This is a genomic window from Kribbella sp. NPDC048915, from assembly GCF_040649595.1.
In the GTDB taxonomy this organism is placed as follows: Bacteria; Actinomycetota; Actinomycetes; order Propionibacteriales; family Kribbellaceae; genus Kribbella.
Genome location: NZ_JBEZFT010000016.1, coordinates 18,333 through 37,813, shown reverse-complemented (window position 1 = coordinate 37,813; position 19,481 = coordinate 18,333). Strand labels below are relative to the sequence as shown.

Sequence of the window (19,481 nt, the reverse complement as noted above, 5' to 3'; positions counted from 1 at the left end):
AGATATAATATTTTCCATGGAAGATACCTTCCGCTGGACCGCCGTCACCGCCATCGCTCCGATCGCCTGGGGCACCAACTACTTCGTCACCCACGAGTACCTCCCGGCCGGCCACCCGCTGTACGGCGCCGTGCTCCGCGCACTGCCCGCGGGACTGCTGTTGCTCGCGCTGGCTCGCCGCCTCCCCCGCGGCGTGTGGTGGTGGCGGTCGCTGGTGCTCGGAATCTGCAACATGGGCGCGTTCTTCGCATTGATCTACGTCGCGTCCCAACTGCTCCCGGTCAGCCTGGCGTCGACGATCATGTCCGCGGCGCCGTTCACGATGGCCCTCTTCGCCTGGGGTCTGCTCTCGGAGCGGCCGGCCGCACCGATCCTGATCGGCGCCACCGCCGGCATCGCGGGCGTCGTCCTGCTGCTGGGCGCGGGCGCGACGGCGATCGACCCCCGCGGGGTGGCCGCCTCGGCCGCCGCGCTGACGATGTCGTCCTGCGGCTACGTGCTGGCGAAGAAGTGGGGTCGTGCGGGCGCGGGACCGCTCGCGACCATCTCGTGGCAACTGATCGCGGGCGGCGTCGTCCTGATCCCGTTCGCGATCGCCGTCGAAGGCAGTCCGCCGCGGCTCGACGGCCCGGCCGTCGCCGGCTTCGGGTACGTCGGACTCGTCGCGACCGCACTGGCATTCACAGCCTGGTTCGCGGGCCTGCGTCGGCTGCCCGCCGCGACCGTCGGGCTGATCGGGCTGCTGAACCCGGTCACCGGCGTCCTGCTCGGCGTGCTGTGGTCCGGTGACGTGCTGACCGGGCGGCAACTGCTCGGGCTCGCGCTGGTCTTCTTCGGCATCGGGCTCGGTCAGCTCCGCAATGTCGCTGGGGCCAAACGCCTCGGCTGGGGTAGAACTGGGGTGCCGACGGAAGAGGAGAAGCACGATGGTCACGATCGCGGACGTCGCCCGGCACGCCGGGGTGGCGACCAGCACGGTGTCCTATGTGCTCAGCGGCAAGCGGACGATCTCACCTGACACCCGGGAGCGGGTGCAGCGCAGCGTCCGCGCGCTCGGCTACCGGCCGAACGCGAGTGCCCGCGCCCTGGCCAGCCAGCGGTCGAACGTCCTTGCGCTGGTGATGCCGCTGCGGACCGGCATGCACGTGCCGGTGATGATGCAGTTCGCCAGCGCGGTCGTCACCACGGCCCGCCGGTTCGACCACGACGTCCTGCTGCTGACCGCGGACGAAGGACCGGCCGGGCTGGAGCGGGTCGCGCAGAGCTCGCTGGTCGACGCGCTGGTGGTGATGGACGTCGAACTGCACGACGAGCGGGTGCCGATTCTGCGCGAGCTGCCGCTGCCGTCGGTCCTGATCGGGTACCCGGAGGACTCCGACGGACTGACCTGCATCGACCTCGACTTCGTCGGTGCGGGTGCGGCGTGCGTCGATCATCTGGCCGATCTGGGGCATCGATCCTTGGCGCTGCTCGGGACGCCGTCGGCCGTGTACGAGCGGCAGACCGGGTTCGCGCAGCGCACCCTCACCGGCTTCACCGAAGCGGCCGCGCGGCGCGGTGTCCTCGGCGTGGAGACGCCCTGCGAGCACACGTTCGACGCGGTCCTGCACACGGTCGAGCAGTTGCTCGCCGAGCACCCGGACATCACCGGACTGGTCGTCCAGAACGAGCCGATCATCGGCCCCCTCCTCGACGTCCTGCGCCGGCTCGGCCGCCGGGTGCCCGAGGACATGTCACTGGTGGCGATCTGCGCGGACGACGTCGCCGAGCGCCAGGTCCCGCAGCTGTCCTCGGTGACGATCCCGGCCGAACGCATCGGCGAGCAGGCGGTCGAAGCACTGATCGCCAAGCTCGCCGCCGCGCCCGCCGCCGAGGCCGCACCTGACCTGACCCTGCTGCCGCCGGCACTGACAGCCCGCGGCAGCAGCGGCCCTCAGGACTCCCGCACCACCGCGTAACCACCGCCGGGAATCGCGAGCTCACCGGCCACCGTGGCTCCGGTGACCAACTCGGCACCCGCCGCCGGTACGACGACCTCGGCGTCACCGTGGTTGATGTAAAAGGTCCATGTCGTGTCGCCCGCCCGCCGCCGTACTGTCTCGACGGCCTCGCCAGCTGCCGAAGACTGGATCAGCTGAGCGACGAGGTTCGCGGCGGTCGCATCGTCCAACTCGGTCGACACGTACCACGCCGTACCCGCACCAACTCGGCGTCGCGTGATCGCGGGCTTTCCGTCCAGGACTCCCCCGGCGTACCGGTCGACGACCTCGCACGACACGGCCTGGACGTCCTCGCTCCACAGCCGCCCACGCCCACCCGACGCCAGCGCGACCCCATCGGCGAGCGGGTAGAACTCCTCGACGCGGACGCCGAGCAGCTCCGCGAACGCACCGGGGTACCCACCCAGGCGGACCCGGGCGTCGGGATCCACGATCCCGCTGAAGTATCCGACCACGAGCTGTCCGCCGCGCTCGACAAAGCCCGCGAGGTTGGCCGCCGCTTCGTCGGAGACCAGGTACAGCGACGGCACGACGACCACGCGATACGCCGACAGGTCCGCGTCGGGTGCCGCGAAATCCACCGTCACGTCCGCCCGCCAGAAATGCCGGTGTGCGGCCCGGACGGCGGCGAGATAGTCGAGCTCCGACGACGGCAGGTGCGTTCCCTGCATGGCCCACCAGCACTCCGCGTCCCACAGGATCGCGACATCCGCAACAACGTTGCTCTCGGCAACCTCAGTCAAACGCGACAGCTCGGACCCGAGCTGCACGACCTCCCGGAACCGCGCACTGTCCGGCCCCGCGTGCGGAACCATCGCCGAGTGGTACATCTCCGCGCCGCCGCGCGACGCGCGCCACTGGAAGAACAACGCTCCCTTCGAGCCACGGGCGACGTGCGACAAGCTGTGCCGCGCCATCCGGCCGGGCTCCTTGGTGTGCCACCGCCGGCCGTCGTTCAGGCCGCCGGCGGCCTGCTCCATCAACAGCCACGGCTTCCCGCCGGCCCACGCGCGGGCCAGGTCTGCGCCGAACGCAGTCTGTTCCTCGGCGCCGGTGTCGGCCCGGTCCGGATAGTGGTCGATGGCAACCACATCGACCGCGGCCGCCCACCGCGCGTGGTTCACCGGCACCCAGCCGCCGAACACGAAGTTCGTCGTGATCGGCGCCGCCGAGCGGGCCCGGATCTCTGCCTTCTGCTCGAGGTAGGCGGCCAGCAACTCGTCCGACCAGAAGCGGCGATAGTCCAGGTACTGCGTCGGATTCACCAGATATTGGGTCGTGCGCGGCGGTTCGATGTCCGCCCAGTCGGCGTACCCCTGGCTCCAGAACGCGGTCGTCCAGGCCTCGTTCAGCCGATCCAGCGATCCGTACCGCGACCGCAGCCACGCGCGGAACCGCTCCGCCGCGAACGAGCAGTAGCAGGTGGTCCCGTACTCGTTGTGCACGTGCCACATCGCGAGTGCCGGGTGGTCGGCGTACCGCTCTGCCAGCGCGCCCGTGATGCCCCGAGCCGCGTCGCGGTACGCCGGTGCGCACGCGCAGTACGTATCGCGACTGCCGTGCGTCAGCCGCACGCCGTCGGGCGTGACCGGCAGCGCCTCCGGGTGCAACCGGCTGAACCACGGTGGCGGTGACGCGGTCGGCGTCGCCAGGTCCACGCGGACGCCGCCGTCGTGCAGCAGCTCCAGCACCTGGTCGAGCCAGGAGAACGTGTACTCGCCCGGTGCGGGCTCGAGGCTCGACCACGAGAAGACGCCGACGGTCACGAGGTTGACGCCGGCCCGGCGCATCAGGTCGACGTCCTCCTTCCAGACCGCCGGATCCCACTGCTCGGGGTTGTAGTCGCCGCCGTACCACAGATCCATGCCCCTAGCCTTTCACTGCGCCGATGATCACGCCCTTCTGGAAGTGCCGCTGGATGAACGGGTAGACCAGCAGCACCGGCACGATCGCGATCACCACGATCGCCATCTTGATCGCCAGCCCGGGCGCCGGCTGCAGCCCCAGGCCGACACCGGTCGCCACGCCGCCGGCTCCGGTCGGCAGCGGCTGCTGCTGCACGATGTACGTCCGCAGCACCATCTGCAACGGCCACTTGGTGTTGTCGTTGATGTAGAGCAGCGCGTTGAAGAACGCGTTCCAGTAACCGACCGCGTAGAACAGTCCGACGACCGCGACCACGGCCTTCGACAGTGGCAGCACGACCCGGCGGAGGATGGCGAACTCCCCCGCGCCGTCGATCCGGGCGCTGTCGATCAGCTCACCCGGGATGCCCATGAAGAACGACCGCATCACGATCAGGTTGAACGCCGACACCGCGGCGGGCAGGATCAACGACGCGTAGTGGTCGATCAGGCCGAGCGCGTTCACCACCAGATAGCTCGGGATGATGCCCGGTCCGAACAGGAACGTCAGCAGCACGACGAACAGCAACGGCCGATGGAACAGCGACCCCGGGCGGGACAGCCCGTACGCCGCCAGCACGGTGATCCCGAGGCTGAACGCCGTACCGATCAGCGTGATCACGACGCTGATCAGCAGCGCCCGGGTCACCACACCGCCGGACAGCAGCTGCACGTACGCCGCGATCGTCAGCTCTCGGGGTACGACGACCAGACCGCCCGCGCGGGTGACCGCCTCCGTTGAGGACAGGCTCGTCACCACGACGACGTACAGCGGGAACGCGACCACCAGCGCGATCGCAGCCAGGACCAGCGGTTTGCCGAACCGGCCGATCAGGGTGGGTTCTTCTTCCCAGACAGCTCGTTCACTCATGAGCGCGAATACACCCCCTGCTCGCCCACCATGTGCGCGAAGCGATTGGCCACCAGGACGAGGACGAGACCGACGACGCCCTTGAACAGCCCGGCTGCCGCGCCGTAGCCGAAGTCGCCGACCAGCAGGCCCTGGTAGTAGACGTACGTGTCGAGTACCTCCGCGGCGCCGCCGCCGACCGCGCTGCGTTGCAGGATGAACTGCTCGAAGCCGACCGTCAGCGCGTCACCCAGGCGGAGGATCAGCAGCAGGACGATCACCGGACGCAGACCGGGCAGCGTGATGTGCCAGAGCCGGCGCCACCGATTCGCGCCGTCGGCGGCCGCGGCTTCGTACAGCGCCGGGTTGATGGTGGACAGCGCGGCGAGGAACACGATCATGCCCCAGCCGGCGTCTTTCCAAACGGCTTGTGCGGTGACGAGCAGGATGAACGTGTCGGGTTTGGTCATCAGGTCGACTGCCTGCTGGCCGTTGTCGCGCAATGTCTGGGCAAGCAGGCCGGCGCCGCCGATCATCTGCTGGAACAGCGAGACGACCAGGACCCAGGAGAAGAAGTGCGGGAGGTAGACGACGCTCTGGATCAGGTTGCGCAGCTTTGCCGAGAGCACGCTGTTGAGCAGCAGCGCCAGCGCGATCGGGATCGGGAAGAAGAAGATCAGCTGGACCGCGGTGATCGAGAGCGTGTTCGCGACCGCCTGCCAGAAGGCCGGTTCGGAGAACATCCGCTGAAAGTTCGCGAACCCGATGAACTCGCTGCCGCGAATCCCGGCGTACGGCGAGTAGTCCTGAAACGCGATCACGTTCCCGAGCGTCGGGAAGTAGTGGAACACCCCCAGCAGCACCACGACCGGCAAGACCATCAGCAGCAACGGCCAGTCCCGCCGCAGCCGATGCCGGAACGCCATTCCCCCGCTCCGAGCCCGGCGCCCGGCGGTGGGGCGGGCCCGGGCCGGGCACTGACCTGCCGCCCCGGCCCGCTCCTCGAGCGTCGGCTCCGGCGCCTTACCGACCGTTGTCACTGAGGACCTTGGCGTAGAAGTCGCGGCCTTCGTTGCCGCCGTTGTCCTGCCACTGCTTGACGGCGGTCTTCAGCTCGCTGACCGGCCGCCGGCCGCGGAAGATGTCCTGCAGCGCGTCGTCGAACGGCTGCGCGAGCCCCGCCATCTTCGCGGGCTGCTCGACCCGGATCCCGTCGAACAGGTTCTTCTCCCGCATCTTCGCGGCCGCGTTCTGCCAGGCGCTCATCGCCTCGACGTACCCCGGGTACTCGCTCTGGGTGATCGCGGTCGGCCGCCCGCCGAGGAAGACGTAGGTCTGCGAGACCTCCTTCTGCCCGAGCGCGGTCAGCTTCGGTGCCCCGGACGGCTGCTTGACGTAGTGCTTGCCCTCCTGGCCGTACATGTACATCTGGTACTCCTCGGTGCCGAACGGCGCCGACGTGTAGTTGAGGACGCCGAGCAGCTCCTTCACCCGCTCCGCACCGACGCCCTTCTTCACGAACGTGAAGATGCCGGCCGGCTCCCCGCTCCACACGATCGGCGTACCGCCGTCGTGCGCGAACGGCAGTACGGCCTGCGGGTTGAACTTCGGGTTCACCGCCAACTGCCGCTGCAACGACTCCTGCCACCCGCCCAGGCCGTTCTGCCGGATCAGGATCTTTCCGCCCTCGAACAACGCGTTCTGGTCGGCTCCGGCGTTCGCGACCACCTCAGGGTGCACGTACCCGGCTTGGAACAGCTTCCGGACGAAGGCCACCGCCTCCTCGAACTCCGGCGTCTCGATCTTGTTGATCAGCTTGCCGTCGGGGTCCTTGCGCCAGCTCCCCGGCGCCCCGAACGCGCGAATCACCTCGTCCGACACGGAACCGAACGCCCACCGGCCGGCCTTCGCGTCGGTCAGTTGCTTGCCCAGGGCCAGCAGATCGTCGGCGTTCTTCGGCGCCTCCGCGCCCAGCTCGTCGAACAGGTCCTTGCGGTAGAACAGCGCCCACGGGAAGCCCTCGGACGGGAACGGGACGGCCTTCAGCTGCGAGTTCCAGACGCCGTACGCCCAGGCGCGGGTCGGCAGGTTGGCCAGCATCGGGTACGCCGACGCCTTGTCGCCGGCCAGGTACGGCGTGAGGTCCTCGAACAGCTTGTCCACGGCCTGGCCGAACCGGGTCAGGCCGGAGATGTTCCAGCCCGGGATGCAGAGCAGCTCGGGCACGTTGCCGGCGGCCAGGATCGGGCCGAGTTTGTCGCCGTAGTCGTTGCCGTTCAGGATGTTGAACCGGATCGGCGCGCCGATCCGTTCGTTGTTCGCGTCGAAGTAGCTGTTGTTGCCCAGTCCGGGCGGCAACGGGCTCCACAACGGCGTCATCGCGGAGACTTCCTTGCCGCTCGGCACCATCTTCTCCGGCACCGCGCGCTGCAGTTCGCTCGGGTAGCGCGAGAAGCCCGGCGAGGCGCCGTTCTCCCCCGGCAGATCCGGCTGCACCGACTCGTACGGGATGTACTTCGGCAGCAGGCCGGCCAGTTTGTCCTCGGTCTCGGCGCGGCCGGTGGTGGCCGACCCCGAACCGCCGTTCGAGCAGCCGGTCAGGGTCACCCCGCCCGCTGCCGCGGCCGCCCCGGCGCCGAGCAGGGAGATGAAGGTCCGGCGGCTGGGCCCGCCGATCGCTGGTCCGATCACGTCGCATCCCCTAGACTTAGTTGGGCTAGTATCCAAACAAATTAACGCAGGTGCCGACAGCCCGGCAAGGTGTAGAACTGACCCAGCAGCTTCTTCCGACGGGGACGACCTTGAGCAGACAGACCGCGGACCACACCGACATCCGCGCCACCAACCTGGCGGCGGTGCTGGGTCACCTGCGCCGCGCGGCCCCGTGCTCGCGGGCCGCGATCGCGACCGGCACCGGGCTGAACAAGGCCACCGTCACGAGCATCGTCGGCGAGTTGCTCGAGCGCCGCCTGGTCCGCGAGACGCAACAGACCCAGAACCACGTCGGCCGGCCGGCGACACTGCTCGTCCTCGACGGCTCGGCGTACGCGACGATCGGGCTCGAGGTGAGTGCCCGCGGCCTGACCGCACTGGCCTGCGACACGGCCGGCGAGCAGGTGCTGCGCTGGCACCGGGCCGGCCCAGGGATCGATGCGGGCCCCGCGAAGACGACCGCCGCACTGGCCGCGCTCGCCCGCCGCGCGATCTCCACCGTCGAGTCGTCCGGACGGCAGGTGCTCGGCATCGCGGTCGGGGTCCCCGGGCTGGTCGATCGCGACGGCACCGTCGTCCGCGCGGCCGGCCTCGGCTGGAGCGACGTACCGCTGCGGGCCGACCTCGAGAAGGCCGTCGGGCGGCCGGGCATCCCGGTCACGGTCGACAACGACGCGTCGCTGGGCGTGGTCGCCGAGCAGCTCTACGGCCCGTACGCCGCGACGCCCAACCTGATCCAGATCTCCGGTGACACCGGCGTCGGCGCAGGTGTCGTCGTGGACGGGCGCCGCCTCATGGGACATCTCGGGTACGTCGGCGAGATCGGCCACCTGCGCCTGGTGCCGGACGGTCCCGCGTGCGGTTGCGGACGGCGCGGCTGCCTCGAAGCGCTCGCCAGCCTGCCGGCGATTCTGGAACGCGTCGACGGCGCGGTCGAGGACGATCCGCAGCACCAGCTCGACACACTGATCCGGCGCGCCGCCGCCCACGACGCCGCGGTGACGAAGGTGCTCGGCGAGGCCGGGACACATCTCGGCCACGGCATCGCGGCGCTGGTCAACATCCTCAACCCGGAGATCGTCCTGCTCGGCGGCGCCTACGCGCTGCTGGCCGAGCATCTGCTGCCCGCGGTCGAGCGGGCGCTCCGCGATGCCACCATCGCCCCGGATGCGGGCGGCTGCAGCGTCGCAGCCGGCACTTTCCCGCACACCGCCACTCCCCTGGGCGCCGCCGCGCACGCCCTCACCCCGCTGACCAGCGGTCGGCTGCCGGCTCGCTGACGGCAAACGCTTCCTGTCCCGCGCGCCCGAGGTCTTGACCCTGGGCGTGCGGGATGCAACCCTCTGTTCACGCCCTACTGTCGAAGCGCTTCGACACCAGCCCCTGGAGTCGATCACCGATGACCTCCCCCGCGTTCCGCGATCCCGCCCGGCCGGCCGGTGAGCGTATCGGCGACCTGCTCGCCCGAATGACCCCGGACGAGAAGCTCGCGTTCCTGCACCAGTACCAGCCGCCGGTCGCACGGCTCGATGTGGCGGCGTTCCGGACCGGCACCGAAGCGCTGCACGGCGTGGCGTGGCACGGCCCCGCGACCGTGTTCCCGCAGGCGATCGGCCTGGCCACCAGCTGGCACCCCGAGCTGGTCCGCGCGGTCGGCTCGGCCGTCGGCGACGAGGTGCGGGTGTTCCACCGCAAGGACCCGGCGGGCGTCGGCCTCAACGTCTGGGCGCCGGTGGTCAACCCGCTGCGCGACCCGCGGTGGGGCCGCAACGAGGAGGGGTACGCCGAGGATCCGTGGCTGACCGGCGTGATCGCGGGCGCGTACGGCGGTGGTCTGGCCGGCGACCACCCGACGTACCTGAAGACCGCTCCGACCCTGAAGCACTTCCTTGCCTACAACAACGAGACCGACCGCTGCACGACGTCCAGCAACCTGCCGCCGCGGGTCCTGCACGACTACGAGCTCCCGGCCTTCCGCGCACCGATCGAGGCGGGCGCCGCGGTCGCCGTGATGCCGTCGTACAACCTGGTGAACGGACGGCCCGCGCACCTCACCCCGCTCATCAACGACACGCTCAGGACCTGGACGACCGACGACCTCCTGGTGGTCAGCGACGCGTACGCACCGGCCAATCTGTCCGGTCTGCAGCAGTTCCTGCCCGACGAGCCGTCCGCATACGCCGCCGCCCTCAAGGCCGGTGTCGACAGTTTCACCCAGGACGGTGCGAACGCCGAGCCGAGCGTCGAGCGGTTGCGCGCGGCGCTCGACCGCGGTCTCCTCACGCCGGCGGACATCGACACGGCGGTACGGCGGGTGCTGGCGATCCGCTTGCGGCTGGGCGAATTCGACCCGCCCGAGCTCGACCCGTACCGCGCGCTCGAACCCGAGCTGGTCAACTGCCCGGCACACCGCGAGCTCGCCCACGACGCGGCCCGCCAGGCGATCGTGCTGCTCAAACACGAGGACCAGCTCCTGCCGCTCGACCCGGGTGTGCGCGTCGCCGTGGTCGGCCCGCTGGCGGGCACGCTGTCGGAGGACTGGTACGCCGGCACGCTGCCATACCAGGTCACCGCGCGCGACGGCCTCGCCGAACGACTGGGCAACGACCGGGTCGAGTACTGCGAGGGCGTCGATCGCATCACACTGCGAGTCGCCGGTACGGCGTCGTACCTCGCGGTCGGTGGCGACGCCGTACTGCGGACCAGCACGGACCCCGGTGAGTTCGACCTGTTCGACTGGGGCGGCGACGCGTGGGCCCTGCGCTCGGTGCGGAACGGTCAGCATCTGACCGCCACCGACGACGGTGAACTGGTGGCCGACCAGCCGGGACCGAACGGCTGGGAGGTCAAGCAGACGTTCCGCCTGGTCGCGTCCGCGGACGGGGTCCTGATCCAGCATCTGCACAGCGGCCGGCATCTCCAGGTTGCTCCGACGGGCGAAGTGAGCCTGGGCGATCAGGGCACGGCGTTCGAGCTCGACGTCGTGGTCGACGGCGCGGCAGCGGCCGCGGAGCTCGCCGCCCGGGCCGACGCCGTTGTCGTTGTCGCAGGCAACCATCCGCTGGTGAACGGCCGCGAGACCGAGGACCGGGAGACACTGGCGCTACCGCCGGCGCAGGATCGGCTGATCCGCGAGGTGCACGCGGCGAACCCGCGGACGGTGCTCGTCCTGAGCAGCAGCTACCCGTATGCGATCGGTTGGGCCCAGCAGCACCTGCCCGCGATCCTGTGGTCCGCGCACGGCGGGCAGGAGTACGGGCGCGCGCTCGCCGACATCCTCTTCGGCGACCACGACCCGGTCGGAAGGCTCACCCAGACCTGGTACCAGTCGGCCGCGGACCTCCCCGAACTGTTCGACTACGACATCATCGGGACGGACGCGACGTACCTGTACTTCCGCGGCACTCCGCTCTACCCGTTCGGCCACGGCCTCAGCTACACAACCTTCTCGTACGGCGACCTGCGGCTGGACACCGCCTCGGTCTCGGCCACCGACGACGTACGGGTCACGTTCACGCTGACGAACACCGGCGACCGGACCGGGACCGAGGTTGTTCAGCTGTACACGCGTCAATTGCGGTCGCGGGTCAAGCAGCCGTTGCGGCAACTGCGCGGCTTCCGGCGCGTGACACTCGCGCCGGGCGAGAGCACCGAGGTCGAACTGACGATCGCCGCGTCCGACTTCGGCTTCTGGGACGTGACGCGGGACCGGCGGTGCGTCGAGACCGCCCGGCACGGCGTCATGGTCGGCCGCTCCTGCACGGACCTGCGCCTGACCGCGACGCTCGACGTGCACGGTGAGCAGATTCCGCCGCGTTCCCTGACCCGGCTTGCCGCGACGAGCTTCGACGATCAGTGCGCCACCACGTTGACGACGGCAACCCGCGAGCGTGGCGACGGGGTGATCGCGCTCGAACCTCAGGCATGGCTGGCCTTTGACGACACGGCGATCGAGCGAACGTCGTACACAGCGTGGGTCGCGAACCGTGGTGACAGCCCGGCCACCATTGAGCTCCGTCTGGACGACCCGCTGCACGGCGACCTGGTGAGCAGCATCCCGGTGTCACCGGGCGGCGAGCTCGTCCCGGTCAAGGGTGAGCTCGCCGCGCAGGCCGGCGTTCACACGCTCTACGCGGTGTTCTCCGCGGCCGGCGTCGTGCTGGAAAGCTTGACGGTGTAGCGCTCGCAGGTGCCTTCGAGAACGCGCGACTCGACCTCTCCACCGCGGTACGCCAACTCGAAGACGACCTCGCCGTTCGGGGACGGCACGGTCACTCTCGCCACCTGCCCGTCCGATGGCTCGTACCAGCGCAGCTCGACGCCGTCCGCCCAGTCGTACTCCGGCCGGTCGCCGACCGCGCCGATCGGGAGCACCGCCCCCTCGCGCACGAACAGCGGCACACTGTCGAATCCGTGCGTCTGCTGCACCCACGCCGGGCCGCTCAGCACCTCACCGGTCAACAGCGACGTCCACCGTCCGCGCGGGAGGTAGAACGAGACCGCGCCGTCGAGGCTCAGCACCGGCGCGACGAGCAGATCCGGGCCGAGCAGGTACTGGCGGTCCAGATACGCCACCGCGGGATCGTCCGGGAACTCCAGCAGCATCGGCCGCATCATCGGCACCCCGGCGCGATGCGCCTCGTCGGCGGCCGCCATCAGGTACGGCATCAGCGACAGCTTCAGCTTGGTGAACTTCCGCAGTACGTCGACCGCTTCCTCGTCGAAGGCCCACGGCACCCGGTACGACGACGAGCCGTGCAGCCGCGAGTGCGACGAGAGCAGCCCGAACGCGACCCAGCGCTTGAAGATCGCCGGATCCGGCGTGCCTTCGAAGCCACCGATGTCGTGACTCCAGTAACCGAAGCCGGACGAGGCCAAGGACAGCCCGCCGCGCAGCGATTCCGCCATCGCCTCGAACGTCGACTCGCAGTCGCCGCCCCAGTGCACCGGGAACTGCTGGCCGCCGGCTGTCGCGGAGCGCGCGAACAGCACGGCCTCGCCGGTCCCTCGGTTCTCCTCGAGCAGATCGAACACGGCGGCGTTGTAGAGCTGCGCGTAGTAGTTGTGCATCCGCTGCGGGTCGGACCCGTCCGACCAGACCACATCGGTCGGGATGCGTTCGCCGAAGTCGGTCTTGAAGCAGTCGACGCCGATGTCGAGCAGCGCCTGTAGCTTCGAGCGGAACCAGGCGGTCGCGTCCGGGTTGGTGAAGTCCACGATCGCCATCCCGGCCTGCCACAGGTCCCACTGCCAGACCGATCCGTCCGGGCGCTTCAGCAGGTGCCCGAGCCGCCGGCCCTCCTCGAACAGCACCGAACGCTGCGCGATGTACGGGTTGATCCACAGGCTGACGCGCAGCCCGCGCTCCTTCAGCCGGCGCACCATGCCGGCCGGGTCCGGGAACGCCACCGGGTCCCAGACGAAGTCGCACCAGTGGAACTGCCGCATCCAGAAGCAGTCGAAGTGGAAGACGCTGAGCGGCAGTTCCCGTTCGGCCATCCCGTCGACGAACGCGCTCGTCGTCTCCTCGGTGTAGTCGGTGGTGAACGACGTGGACAGCCACAGTCCCATCGACCACGCCGGTACGCGCGCCGGCCGTCCGGTCAGCGCGGTGTAGCGACGCAGTACGTCCTTGGGTGCCGGACCGCCGAAGACGTAGTACGCCAGCTCCTGCCCTTCGACGCTGAACTGGTTGCGGGACGTGACCTCCGAGCCGACCTCGAACGACACGTGCGCCGGGTTGTCGACGAACACGCCGTACCCCTTGCTGCTCAGGTAGAACGGGACGTTCTTGTACGCCTGCTCGCTCGACGTCCCGCCGTCGGCGTTCCAGCTGTCGACGACCTGTCCGTTCTTCACGAACGCCCCGAACCGCTCCCCGAGTCCGTAGATCGTCTCGCCGACCCCGAGCGCCAGTTGCTCGTGCACGTACGACGTGCCGTCGGCGTCGGTGATCAGCCCGACGCTGCGCGGGCCCGAGTTCGTCAACTCCCGGCCGTCCTGCTCGAACCGCACGTTCCACGGTCCCTCGAGCGCGATCACCACGGTCAGCTCGCCCGACGTCAGCCGGGCCTCGGCGGCGCCGACCTCGATCTTCACCGGATGCGCGTCGTCGGTGGTCAGCCGGTACGCCGGCCGCGCGGGCAGGCCGCCGAGGTGGTGACCGATCCGCACGCCGATCACACCGCGCGCCGGCGAGCTGAACGTCACGGTGAACAGCGGCTGGTTGAGGGTGTCGCCGCGCCGCTCGATCCGCTGGGCCGGCGCGAACACGGTCAGCTCGCGCTCGCCCGCCTGCACGCTCTCGACCTCGGCCGGTCGCAGCCGGCTGAGACCCGCGCGAAGCTGCCAGTACCCGTCGGTGAACTTCATCGTGGACAGCCTCTCTGAGCGAATTGTCGAAGCGCTTCGACAAACCTAGGGAGGGCGACTTCACAGCGTCAAGTTGATCCCGTGTCGGACCGTCCGCATCGGCCATCGACAACCGCCGCGCGCTGGCTCAAGCTGGACGTATCGGCACGGCACACTGGAGCTGTACCCGTTGAAGGAGGTGGATGCGATGAGAGCTGCAGCAGGCGACCAGGTCGTGGTGGAGAGCAGCCACCTGATGGCGCACCGGCGCGAGGGGCGGATCGTCGAGGTGCATGATCCCAGCGGCGCACCGCCGTACCGCGTGCACTGGAGCGACACCGACTCCGAGACGCTGTTCTTCCCCGGCCCCGACGCGCACATCGTGCACGTCGAGCAGACCAAGTAGCCGGGCCGGCCTCGAACCGCGGCGGCGGTGTTACGACGGGAGGACCAGCTCCAGGCGCAGCCAGCGCGCGAGATCGCGGATCTCCCGCTGCACCGCCGCCGCGAGCGTCTTGGCGAACGGCTCGTCCTCGTGGATCGCGGTGACCCGGAAGACGCCGGCCTTGCGGTCGGACATCGCGTCGAGCTTCCCGACCAGGCGGTCGTTGTGCAGGATCGGCAGCGCGAAGTACCCCCAGCGCCGTTTCGCGGCCGGCTTGTACATCTCCAGCTGGTAGTCGAAGTCGAAGATCTCCAGCAGCCGTTTCCGGTCGTACACCAGCCGGTCCAGCGGTGACAGGATCGCCGTCCGGCCGCTGAACGGCTGGTCGAGCAGCTCCGGGTCGACGCGCCACTCGCCGCGGACCCCCTCGATCACTGCCCGCTCCCCCGCCTCGCCGGCATCGAGCGGCTCCCCCGGGCAGGCCGGGCCTTTCGAGCGCAGCACGCCCATCGAGCGCAGCCGCTGCGCGTCCCGCAGCCGTTTCGCTTCGTCGAGCGGCACCGGCGGATCGTCCGGATACACCCGGGAGGCGAGATCGAACAGCCGGTCCCGGCCGTCGCGGCCCGCGATCGCCACCTCGCCGCGCTGCACCATGAACTCCAGCAGCTGCGACACGTTGCGATTGTTCGTCCAGCCGCTCGACTTCCACGGCCGCACACAGGTGTCCGGCAGGTCGCGCATCCGGAGCGGGCCGTCCTGCCGCAGCCGCTCCAGGATGTCGACGCGGCAGCCCTCGTTCGCCCGCACCCAGTCGGCACGGTACTGCTGGTAGTCGAGCGGCTCACCGTCACTCGGCCAGGCCGCCATCTCCGCGCGGAACAGTTTGAGCGTCTCCGGCAACCGCGCGAACCCGCGGAAGTCCAGCAGCTCCAGCGACGCGAGCGCGTCGGCCAGCTCGGCCGGGTCGTACGCCGAGCCGAGCCGGCTCCAGGCGACCAGATCCGCATTCGGCGCGACGTACGCGGTCTGGTCGAGCTGGACCGCGGTCAGCCCGCGGACGACCTCGAACAGGTCGGCCGGACGCTCCTTCGTCAGCAGCTGAGCACGCACCGCGAGCCGGCGGGCGTCCCGCTGGGAAAGTTCAAGAACGGTCACGATCCGAATCTATGCTCCCGCACGGACAGTATGGTGGAAGCAGATTCGGTGAGTGACCGAGCGGGTGGGGACCTGGAGCTCGGGGGATTCAGGGGGAGAATCATGGCAGTACGTGGTCGGGCACTCAGGCCCTGTGCAGCATTATTGGTGATGTTACTGACCTTTTCGGTCGTCACCGGATGCTCGGAACCCGAGGCCGTGGACCCACCGTCCACCGGGGTGCCGACGCCGATCCTGACACCGCAGCCGGCGCTGAAGGCCGCGACCGACTGTGCGAAATCGACGGTGGAACTGCCGCCCGAGGCCGAGGCCGACGGCGTGCAGCTGACCCTCAGCACCGATCCGAGCCGGAGCTCGTTGCTGCTGAAGAACACCGGCAGCCTGACGGTCGTGGTCCTCCCGGACGCGCGCTTCACGACCCGCCTGATCGCCGCGCCGCACGCGAACCCGAAGGACGCGGCGTCGCGGGCCGCGCTGATCGCGCTGAACAACAGCGGCACGAAGATCGAGGACCTCCCGCCGTACGTTCCCGGGTCGCAGGTGGTCGCGCTGCCGCCGCAGTGGGCGCTCTGCGCGCTCACCGACAGCGCCGACGAGATCGCGACCGTCCGCTATCTGCAGGATCGGCAGTCGAGCGCGGAGTACCTCGTCACCAAGGCGCTCGCCGACCAGCTGCTCCAGACCAACAGCGTCGCCCGCACCCAGCCCACGCTGATCCGCTGTGCGAAGGGCATGCTGGACGTGCTCAAGGCCAACGCCGGACTGCCGGACATCGAGCTGTACGCCGGGGCGCTGCGCGTCGGGACCCCGTGCCGCAACGGCTACCGGCAACTGCTCCGTGGCGACGCCCAGGCGGCCGAGCGACTCGGCGCCACAGTCCTCCGCGAACTCGACCGCGCCCCCCGCCTGGCACCGAACAGCCGGCTCTACACCATCACCACCCTCCCCTGATCCAGGATCGGATCCGGGTCCGGTGCTCAGCTCTCGAGGTTGATGGCCATCGCCGGGCGTGGTTCGCGGCCCGGCGGCTGCGGTGGCCGCGGCAGCAGGGGACGGCGCTTCTCCAGGGTGCGGACCACGGGCCGGTCCGCGCGGACCGTGATGTTCTCGCCCGCGTGCCGCAAGGTGATCGCGGCGTCCGGCCCGTCGTGCACCGAGTACTTCACCGACTGCGGGTCGATCTCGACCCGGAGCCGGACGTTGCGCCAACGCACCGAGAAGGTCAGTCCGGCCAGCCCGGCCGGCAACGCCGGATCGAACGACAAGCAGCCGTCCGTCTCCCGCAACCCGCCGAAGCCGGCCACGAAGGCGCTCCAGGCACCGCCGAGCGACGCCATGTGCAGGCCGTCCCGGGTGTTGTGGTGCAGGTTGCGCATGTCGATCAGGGCGGCCTCGTAGGCATAGTCGTAGGCCAGGTCCAGGTGCCCGACCTCGGCCGCCATCACGGCCTGCACGCACGCCGACAGCGACGAGTCCCGCACCGTCAGCCGCTCGTAGTAATCGAAGTTCCGCGCCTTCTCTTCGCCCGTGAACGCAGCACCGCACCAATACGTCGCCAGCATCAGATCGGCCTGCTTCACCACCTGCGTGCGATACAGCTGGAAGTACGGCGCATGCAGCATCAGCGGGTACCTGTCGCGGTACGCCTCGAAGTCCCAGACGGCGTACCCGGTGAAGCCCTCGGCCTGCGGGTGGACGCCGAGCTCCTCGTCGTACGGGATGTACACGGCAGCGGCCGCGTCCCGCCAGCTCGCCTCTTCCTCGCTGCCGACGCCCAGCTCGCGTGCTCGGACCGGAAGCTGCGCGGCGACCTCGGCGGCGTACTTCAGGTTGCGGGCCGCCATCAGGTTGGTGAAAACGTTGTCGTCGGCAACGGCGCTGTACTCGTCCGGGCCGGTGACGCCGGGCAGATGCCAGCGGCCCTGCCGGTCGTGGTGGCCGAGTGACATCCACAGCCGCGCGGTTTCGACCAGCAGCTCGAGACCGACCTCGTCGAGGAAGTCGTCGTCGGCGGTCGCGCGGTAGTAGCGCATCACGGCCTCGGCGATGTCCGCGTTGATGTGGAACGCCGCCGTACCAGCCGGCCAGTACCCGGAACACTCCTGACCACGGATGGTCCGCCAGGGGAAGGCCGCGCCGCGGAAGCCGAGCTCCGCAGCGCGTTGCTTGGCCAGCTCGAGCGTCGAATGCCGCCAGCGCAACGCGTCCGCGGCAGCGCCCGGCATCGTGTATGTCAGCACCGGCAGCACGAAGCCCTCGGTGTCCCAGAACGTGTGCCCGTCGTACCCGGCGCCGGTCAGGCCCTTCGACGGGATCGCGCGGCGCTCGGCGCGGGCACCCGCCTGCAGGATGTGGAACAACGCGAACCGGACCGCCTGCTGCAGCTCCGGATGACCGTGCACCTCGACGTCGGCGCCGTCCCAGAAGTCGTCGAGGAACTCGGCCTGCTGCTTGGTCAGCCCGTCCCACCCGGAGAACCGGGCGCTCGCGAGCGCGGCCGCAACCTGGTCGCGGATCGCGGTCTCCGAGCGCAGACTCGACCACCCGTAGGCCAGATACTTCACCACCCGCAGGCTCTCCCCCGGCTGCAGCTGGCAGATCACCGTGGTCCGCGCCCAGTCGTCGCGGACGTCCTGGTCCATCGCGTACCGGACCGAGGTCTCCACCTCGTGCGACATCGCGGCGGCCATCAGCAACTGGCTCCGCGTCGTGCGGTGCAGCAGGACCGTCCCGTGTTCGCCGCCGTCGTGGCTGACCGCCCGCAATGGGTTCTCCAGGACGGCCGCGACGCGCGGGTCCTCGGAGAGCTTCGGCTGGGCCTCGTTCGCGACGAGCTCGGACTGCACGACGAAGCGGGCCGGCTGGTCGACGGCCTCGACGACATACTCGATCGCCGCCACCGCCCGCTGGGTCAGCGACACCAGCCGCCGGCTGCGGACCCTGATCCGCTTGCCGCCCGGTGACGTCCAGTCCACGTCCCGCTCGAGGATGCCGGTCCGGAAGTCCAGCGAGCGCTCGTGCTTGGTCAGGTAGCCGTAGCGGATGTCGAACGGCGAGTCGTCGACCAGCAGCCGGATCAGCTTGCCGTTGGTGACGTCGACGAGCGTCTGCCCGGACTCCGGGTAGCCGTAGCCGGCCTCGGCGTACGGCAGCGGACGCTGCTCGTAGAACGAGTTCAGGTACGTACCGGGGATCGCGTACGGCTCGCCTTCGTCGAGGTTGCCGCGCAGGCCGATGTGTCCGTTCGACAGCGCGAACAGCGACTCCGCCTGGCCGAGCTTGTCGAGCGCCAGCCGCGTCTCCCGGAGCCGCCACGGCTCGATCGGGTGGTGACCTCGATCGATCATTCGCCCGTCACCTCCGCCGACAGCAGCTCGGCCAGATCCTGCACGACGACATCGGCGCCGTGCGCCTTCAGTTCGGCCGCCTGACCGACGCGGTCCACACCGATCACCTGCCCGAAGTGCCCCGAACGGCCGGCCGCCACACCTGCCAGCGCGTCTTCGAAGACGGCGGCCTCGGACGGGTCGACACCGAAGCCCTTGGCCGCGGCCAGGAACGTGTCCGGTGCCGGCTTCCCCTTCAGGCCCTCGGTCCGGATCGTCACCCCGTCGACGATCAGCTCGACATACTGCGCCAGACCCGTGACGTCGAGCACCTCCCGGGTGTTCGCGCTCGACGACACCACGGCCCGCCGCAGACCGGCCGCCTCGGCGGCCTTCAGGTACTGCCGGGAGCCCTCGAACACCTCCACGCCGTCGGTCCGGATCCGGCGCTGGACCGCCTCGTTCTTGCGGTTGCCGAGGCCGTTCACCGTCAGCGCGGACGGCGGATCCTCGGGCGTCCCGTCCGGAAGCGTGATGCCGCGCGCGGCGAGGAAGTCCCGGACGCCGTCGGGCCGCGGCTTGCCGTCGACGTACGCGTCGTACTCCGCCCGCGCGTCGAAGGGTACGAACGGGATCCCGTGCTGCGCCGCATAGTCGCGCAGGAACTCGTCGAACATCTCCTTCCACGCGGCCGCGTGCACCGCGGCGGTGTCGGTGAGCACGCCATCCAGATCGAACAGGCAGGCCCGGATGCCCGCGCGTAGTCCCAGCATGCTCACCACAGTAGCCGCCCGCGAC

The 19,481-nt window shown here is 69.9% G+C and carries 14 protein-coding genes; 6 read left to right on the top strand and 8 right to left on the bottom strand.

Going from position 1 to position 19,481, the window contains the following annotated elements; all coding sequences use genetic code 11:
- The first annotated feature begins 16 nt into the window (after positions 1–16).
- Both AB0B82_RS11520 and AB0B82_RS11515 read left to right on the top strand, forming a co-directional pair.
- The gene (locus AB0B82_RS11520; RefSeq protein ID WP_360165325.1) at positions 17–1,018 is read left to right on the top strand and encodes an EamA family transporter; all 1,002 of its coding nucleotides are present in this window, start codon (positions 17–19) and stop codon (positions 1,016–1,018) included.
- Complete coding sequence (locus tag AB0B82_RS11515; protein ID WP_360165322.1) at positions 927–1,958, top strand: LacI family DNA-binding transcriptional regulator; 1,032 nt, start codon at positions 927–929, stop codon at positions 1,956–1,958. The genes AB0B82_RS11520 and AB0B82_RS11515 overlap by 92 nt, the downstream gene beginning before the upstream one ends.
- Here AB0B82_RS11515 and AB0B82_RS11510 read toward each other — a convergent pair.
- Genes AB0B82_RS11510 through AB0B82_RS11495 form a run of 4 tightly spaced genes read right to left on the bottom strand, consistent with a single transcriptional unit; the run spans position 1,934 to position 7,445 of the window.
- On the bottom strand, positions 1,934–3,865 hold the full coding sequence (locus AB0B82_RS11510; RefSeq protein ID WP_360165319.1) for a beta-galactosidase: 1,932 nt from the start codon (positions 3,863–3,865) through the stop codon (positions 1,934–1,936). The two genes, AB0B82_RS11515 and AB0B82_RS11510, sit on opposite strands and share 25 nt — an antisense overlap.
- 4 nt (positions 3,866–3,869) lie before the next feature.
- Positions 3,870–4,775 carry a carbohydrate ABC transporter permease gene (locus tag AB0B82_RS11505; RefSeq protein WP_360165316.1) on the bottom strand — a complete coding sequence of 302 codons (906 nt, stop codon included), beginning with the start codon at positions 4,773–4,775 and terminating at the stop codon, positions 3,870–3,872.
- Positions 4,772–5,794 (bottom strand): ABC transporter permease subunit, encoded by a 1,023-nt coding sequence (locus tag AB0B82_RS11500; RefSeq protein WP_360165313.1) that lies wholly within the window; start codon positions 5,792–5,794, stop codon positions 4,772–4,774. Before AB0B82_RS11500 ends, AB0B82_RS11505 begins: the two co-directional genes overlap by 4 nt.
- Positions 5,778–7,445 carry an extracellular solute-binding protein gene (locus AB0B82_RS11495; RefSeq protein ID WP_360165310.1) on the bottom strand — a complete coding sequence of 556 codons (1,668 nt, stop codon included), beginning with the start codon at positions 7,443–7,445 and terminating at the stop codon, positions 5,778–5,780. Before AB0B82_RS11495 ends, AB0B82_RS11500 begins: the two co-directional genes overlap by 17 nt.
- Positions 7,446–7,555: 110 nt before the next feature.
- Between AB0B82_RS11495 and AB0B82_RS11490 the strand changes: the two genes are divergently transcribed.
- The gene (locus AB0B82_RS11490) at positions 7,556–8,746 is read left to right on the top strand and encodes an ROK family transcriptional regulator (protein ID WP_360165307.1); all 1,191 of its coding nucleotides are present in this window, start codon (positions 7,556–7,558) and stop codon (positions 8,744–8,746) included.
- 119 nt (positions 8,747–8,865) lie between these two features.
- Positions 8,866–11,646 carry a glycoside hydrolase family 3 C-terminal domain-containing protein gene (locus AB0B82_RS11485; protein ID WP_360165304.1) on the top strand — a complete coding sequence of 927 codons (2,781 nt, stop codon included), beginning with the start codon at positions 8,866–8,868 and terminating at the stop codon, positions 11,644–11,646.
- Here AB0B82_RS11485 and yicI read toward each other — a convergent pair.
- Positions 11,595–13,838, bottom strand: coding sequence for an alpha-xylosidase (gene yicI, locus AB0B82_RS11480; RefSeq protein WP_360165301.1), 2,244 nt, complete (start codon positions 13,836–13,838; stop codon positions 11,595–11,597). The genes AB0B82_RS11485 and yicI overlap by 52 nt on opposite strands.
- 187 nt (positions 13,839–14,025) lie before the next feature.
- Here yicI and AB0B82_RS11475 point away from each other — a divergent pair, with 187 nt between their 5' ends.
- Complete coding sequence (locus AB0B82_RS11475; protein WP_360165298.1) at positions 14,026–14,223, top strand: DUF1918 domain-containing protein; 198 nt, start codon at positions 14,026–14,028, stop codon at positions 14,221–14,223.
- 30 nt (positions 14,224–14,253) lie between these two features.
- Here the strand turns inward: AB0B82_RS11475 and AB0B82_RS11470 are convergent, their stop codons facing one another.
- Positions 14,254–15,357 (bottom strand): crosslink repair DNA glycosylase YcaQ family protein, encoded by a 1,104-nt coding sequence (locus AB0B82_RS11470; RefSeq protein ID WP_360165295.1) that lies wholly within the window; start codon positions 15,355–15,357, stop codon positions 14,254–14,256.
- Positions 15,358–15,507: 150 nt separating this feature from the next.
- Here AB0B82_RS11470 and AB0B82_RS11465 point away from each other — a divergent pair, with 150 nt between their 5' ends.
- On the top strand, positions 15,508–16,308 hold the full coding sequence (locus AB0B82_RS11465; RefSeq protein WP_360165292.1) for a hypothetical protein: 801 nt from the start codon (positions 15,508–15,510) through the stop codon (positions 16,306–16,308).
- 26 nt (positions 16,309–16,334) lie between these two features.
- On the opposite strand, the gene AB0B82_RS11460 is transcribed toward AB0B82_RS11465, so the two are convergent.
- Both AB0B82_RS11460 and AB0B82_RS11455 read right to left on the bottom strand, forming a co-directional pair.
- Positions 16,335–18,704, bottom strand: a complete 2,370-nt coding sequence (locus tag AB0B82_RS11460) for a glycoside hydrolase family 65 protein (RefSeq protein ID WP_360165289.1) — start codon at positions 18,702–18,704, stop codon at positions 16,335–16,337.
- Entirely contained in the window at positions 18,701–19,456 is a 756-nt protein-coding gene (locus AB0B82_RS11455; RefSeq protein WP_360165286.1) for a beta-phosphoglucomutase family hydrolase, read from the bottom strand. The genes AB0B82_RS11460 and AB0B82_RS11455 overlap by 4 nt, the downstream gene beginning before the upstream one ends.
- Positions 19,457–19,481: the final 25 nt, after the last annotated feature.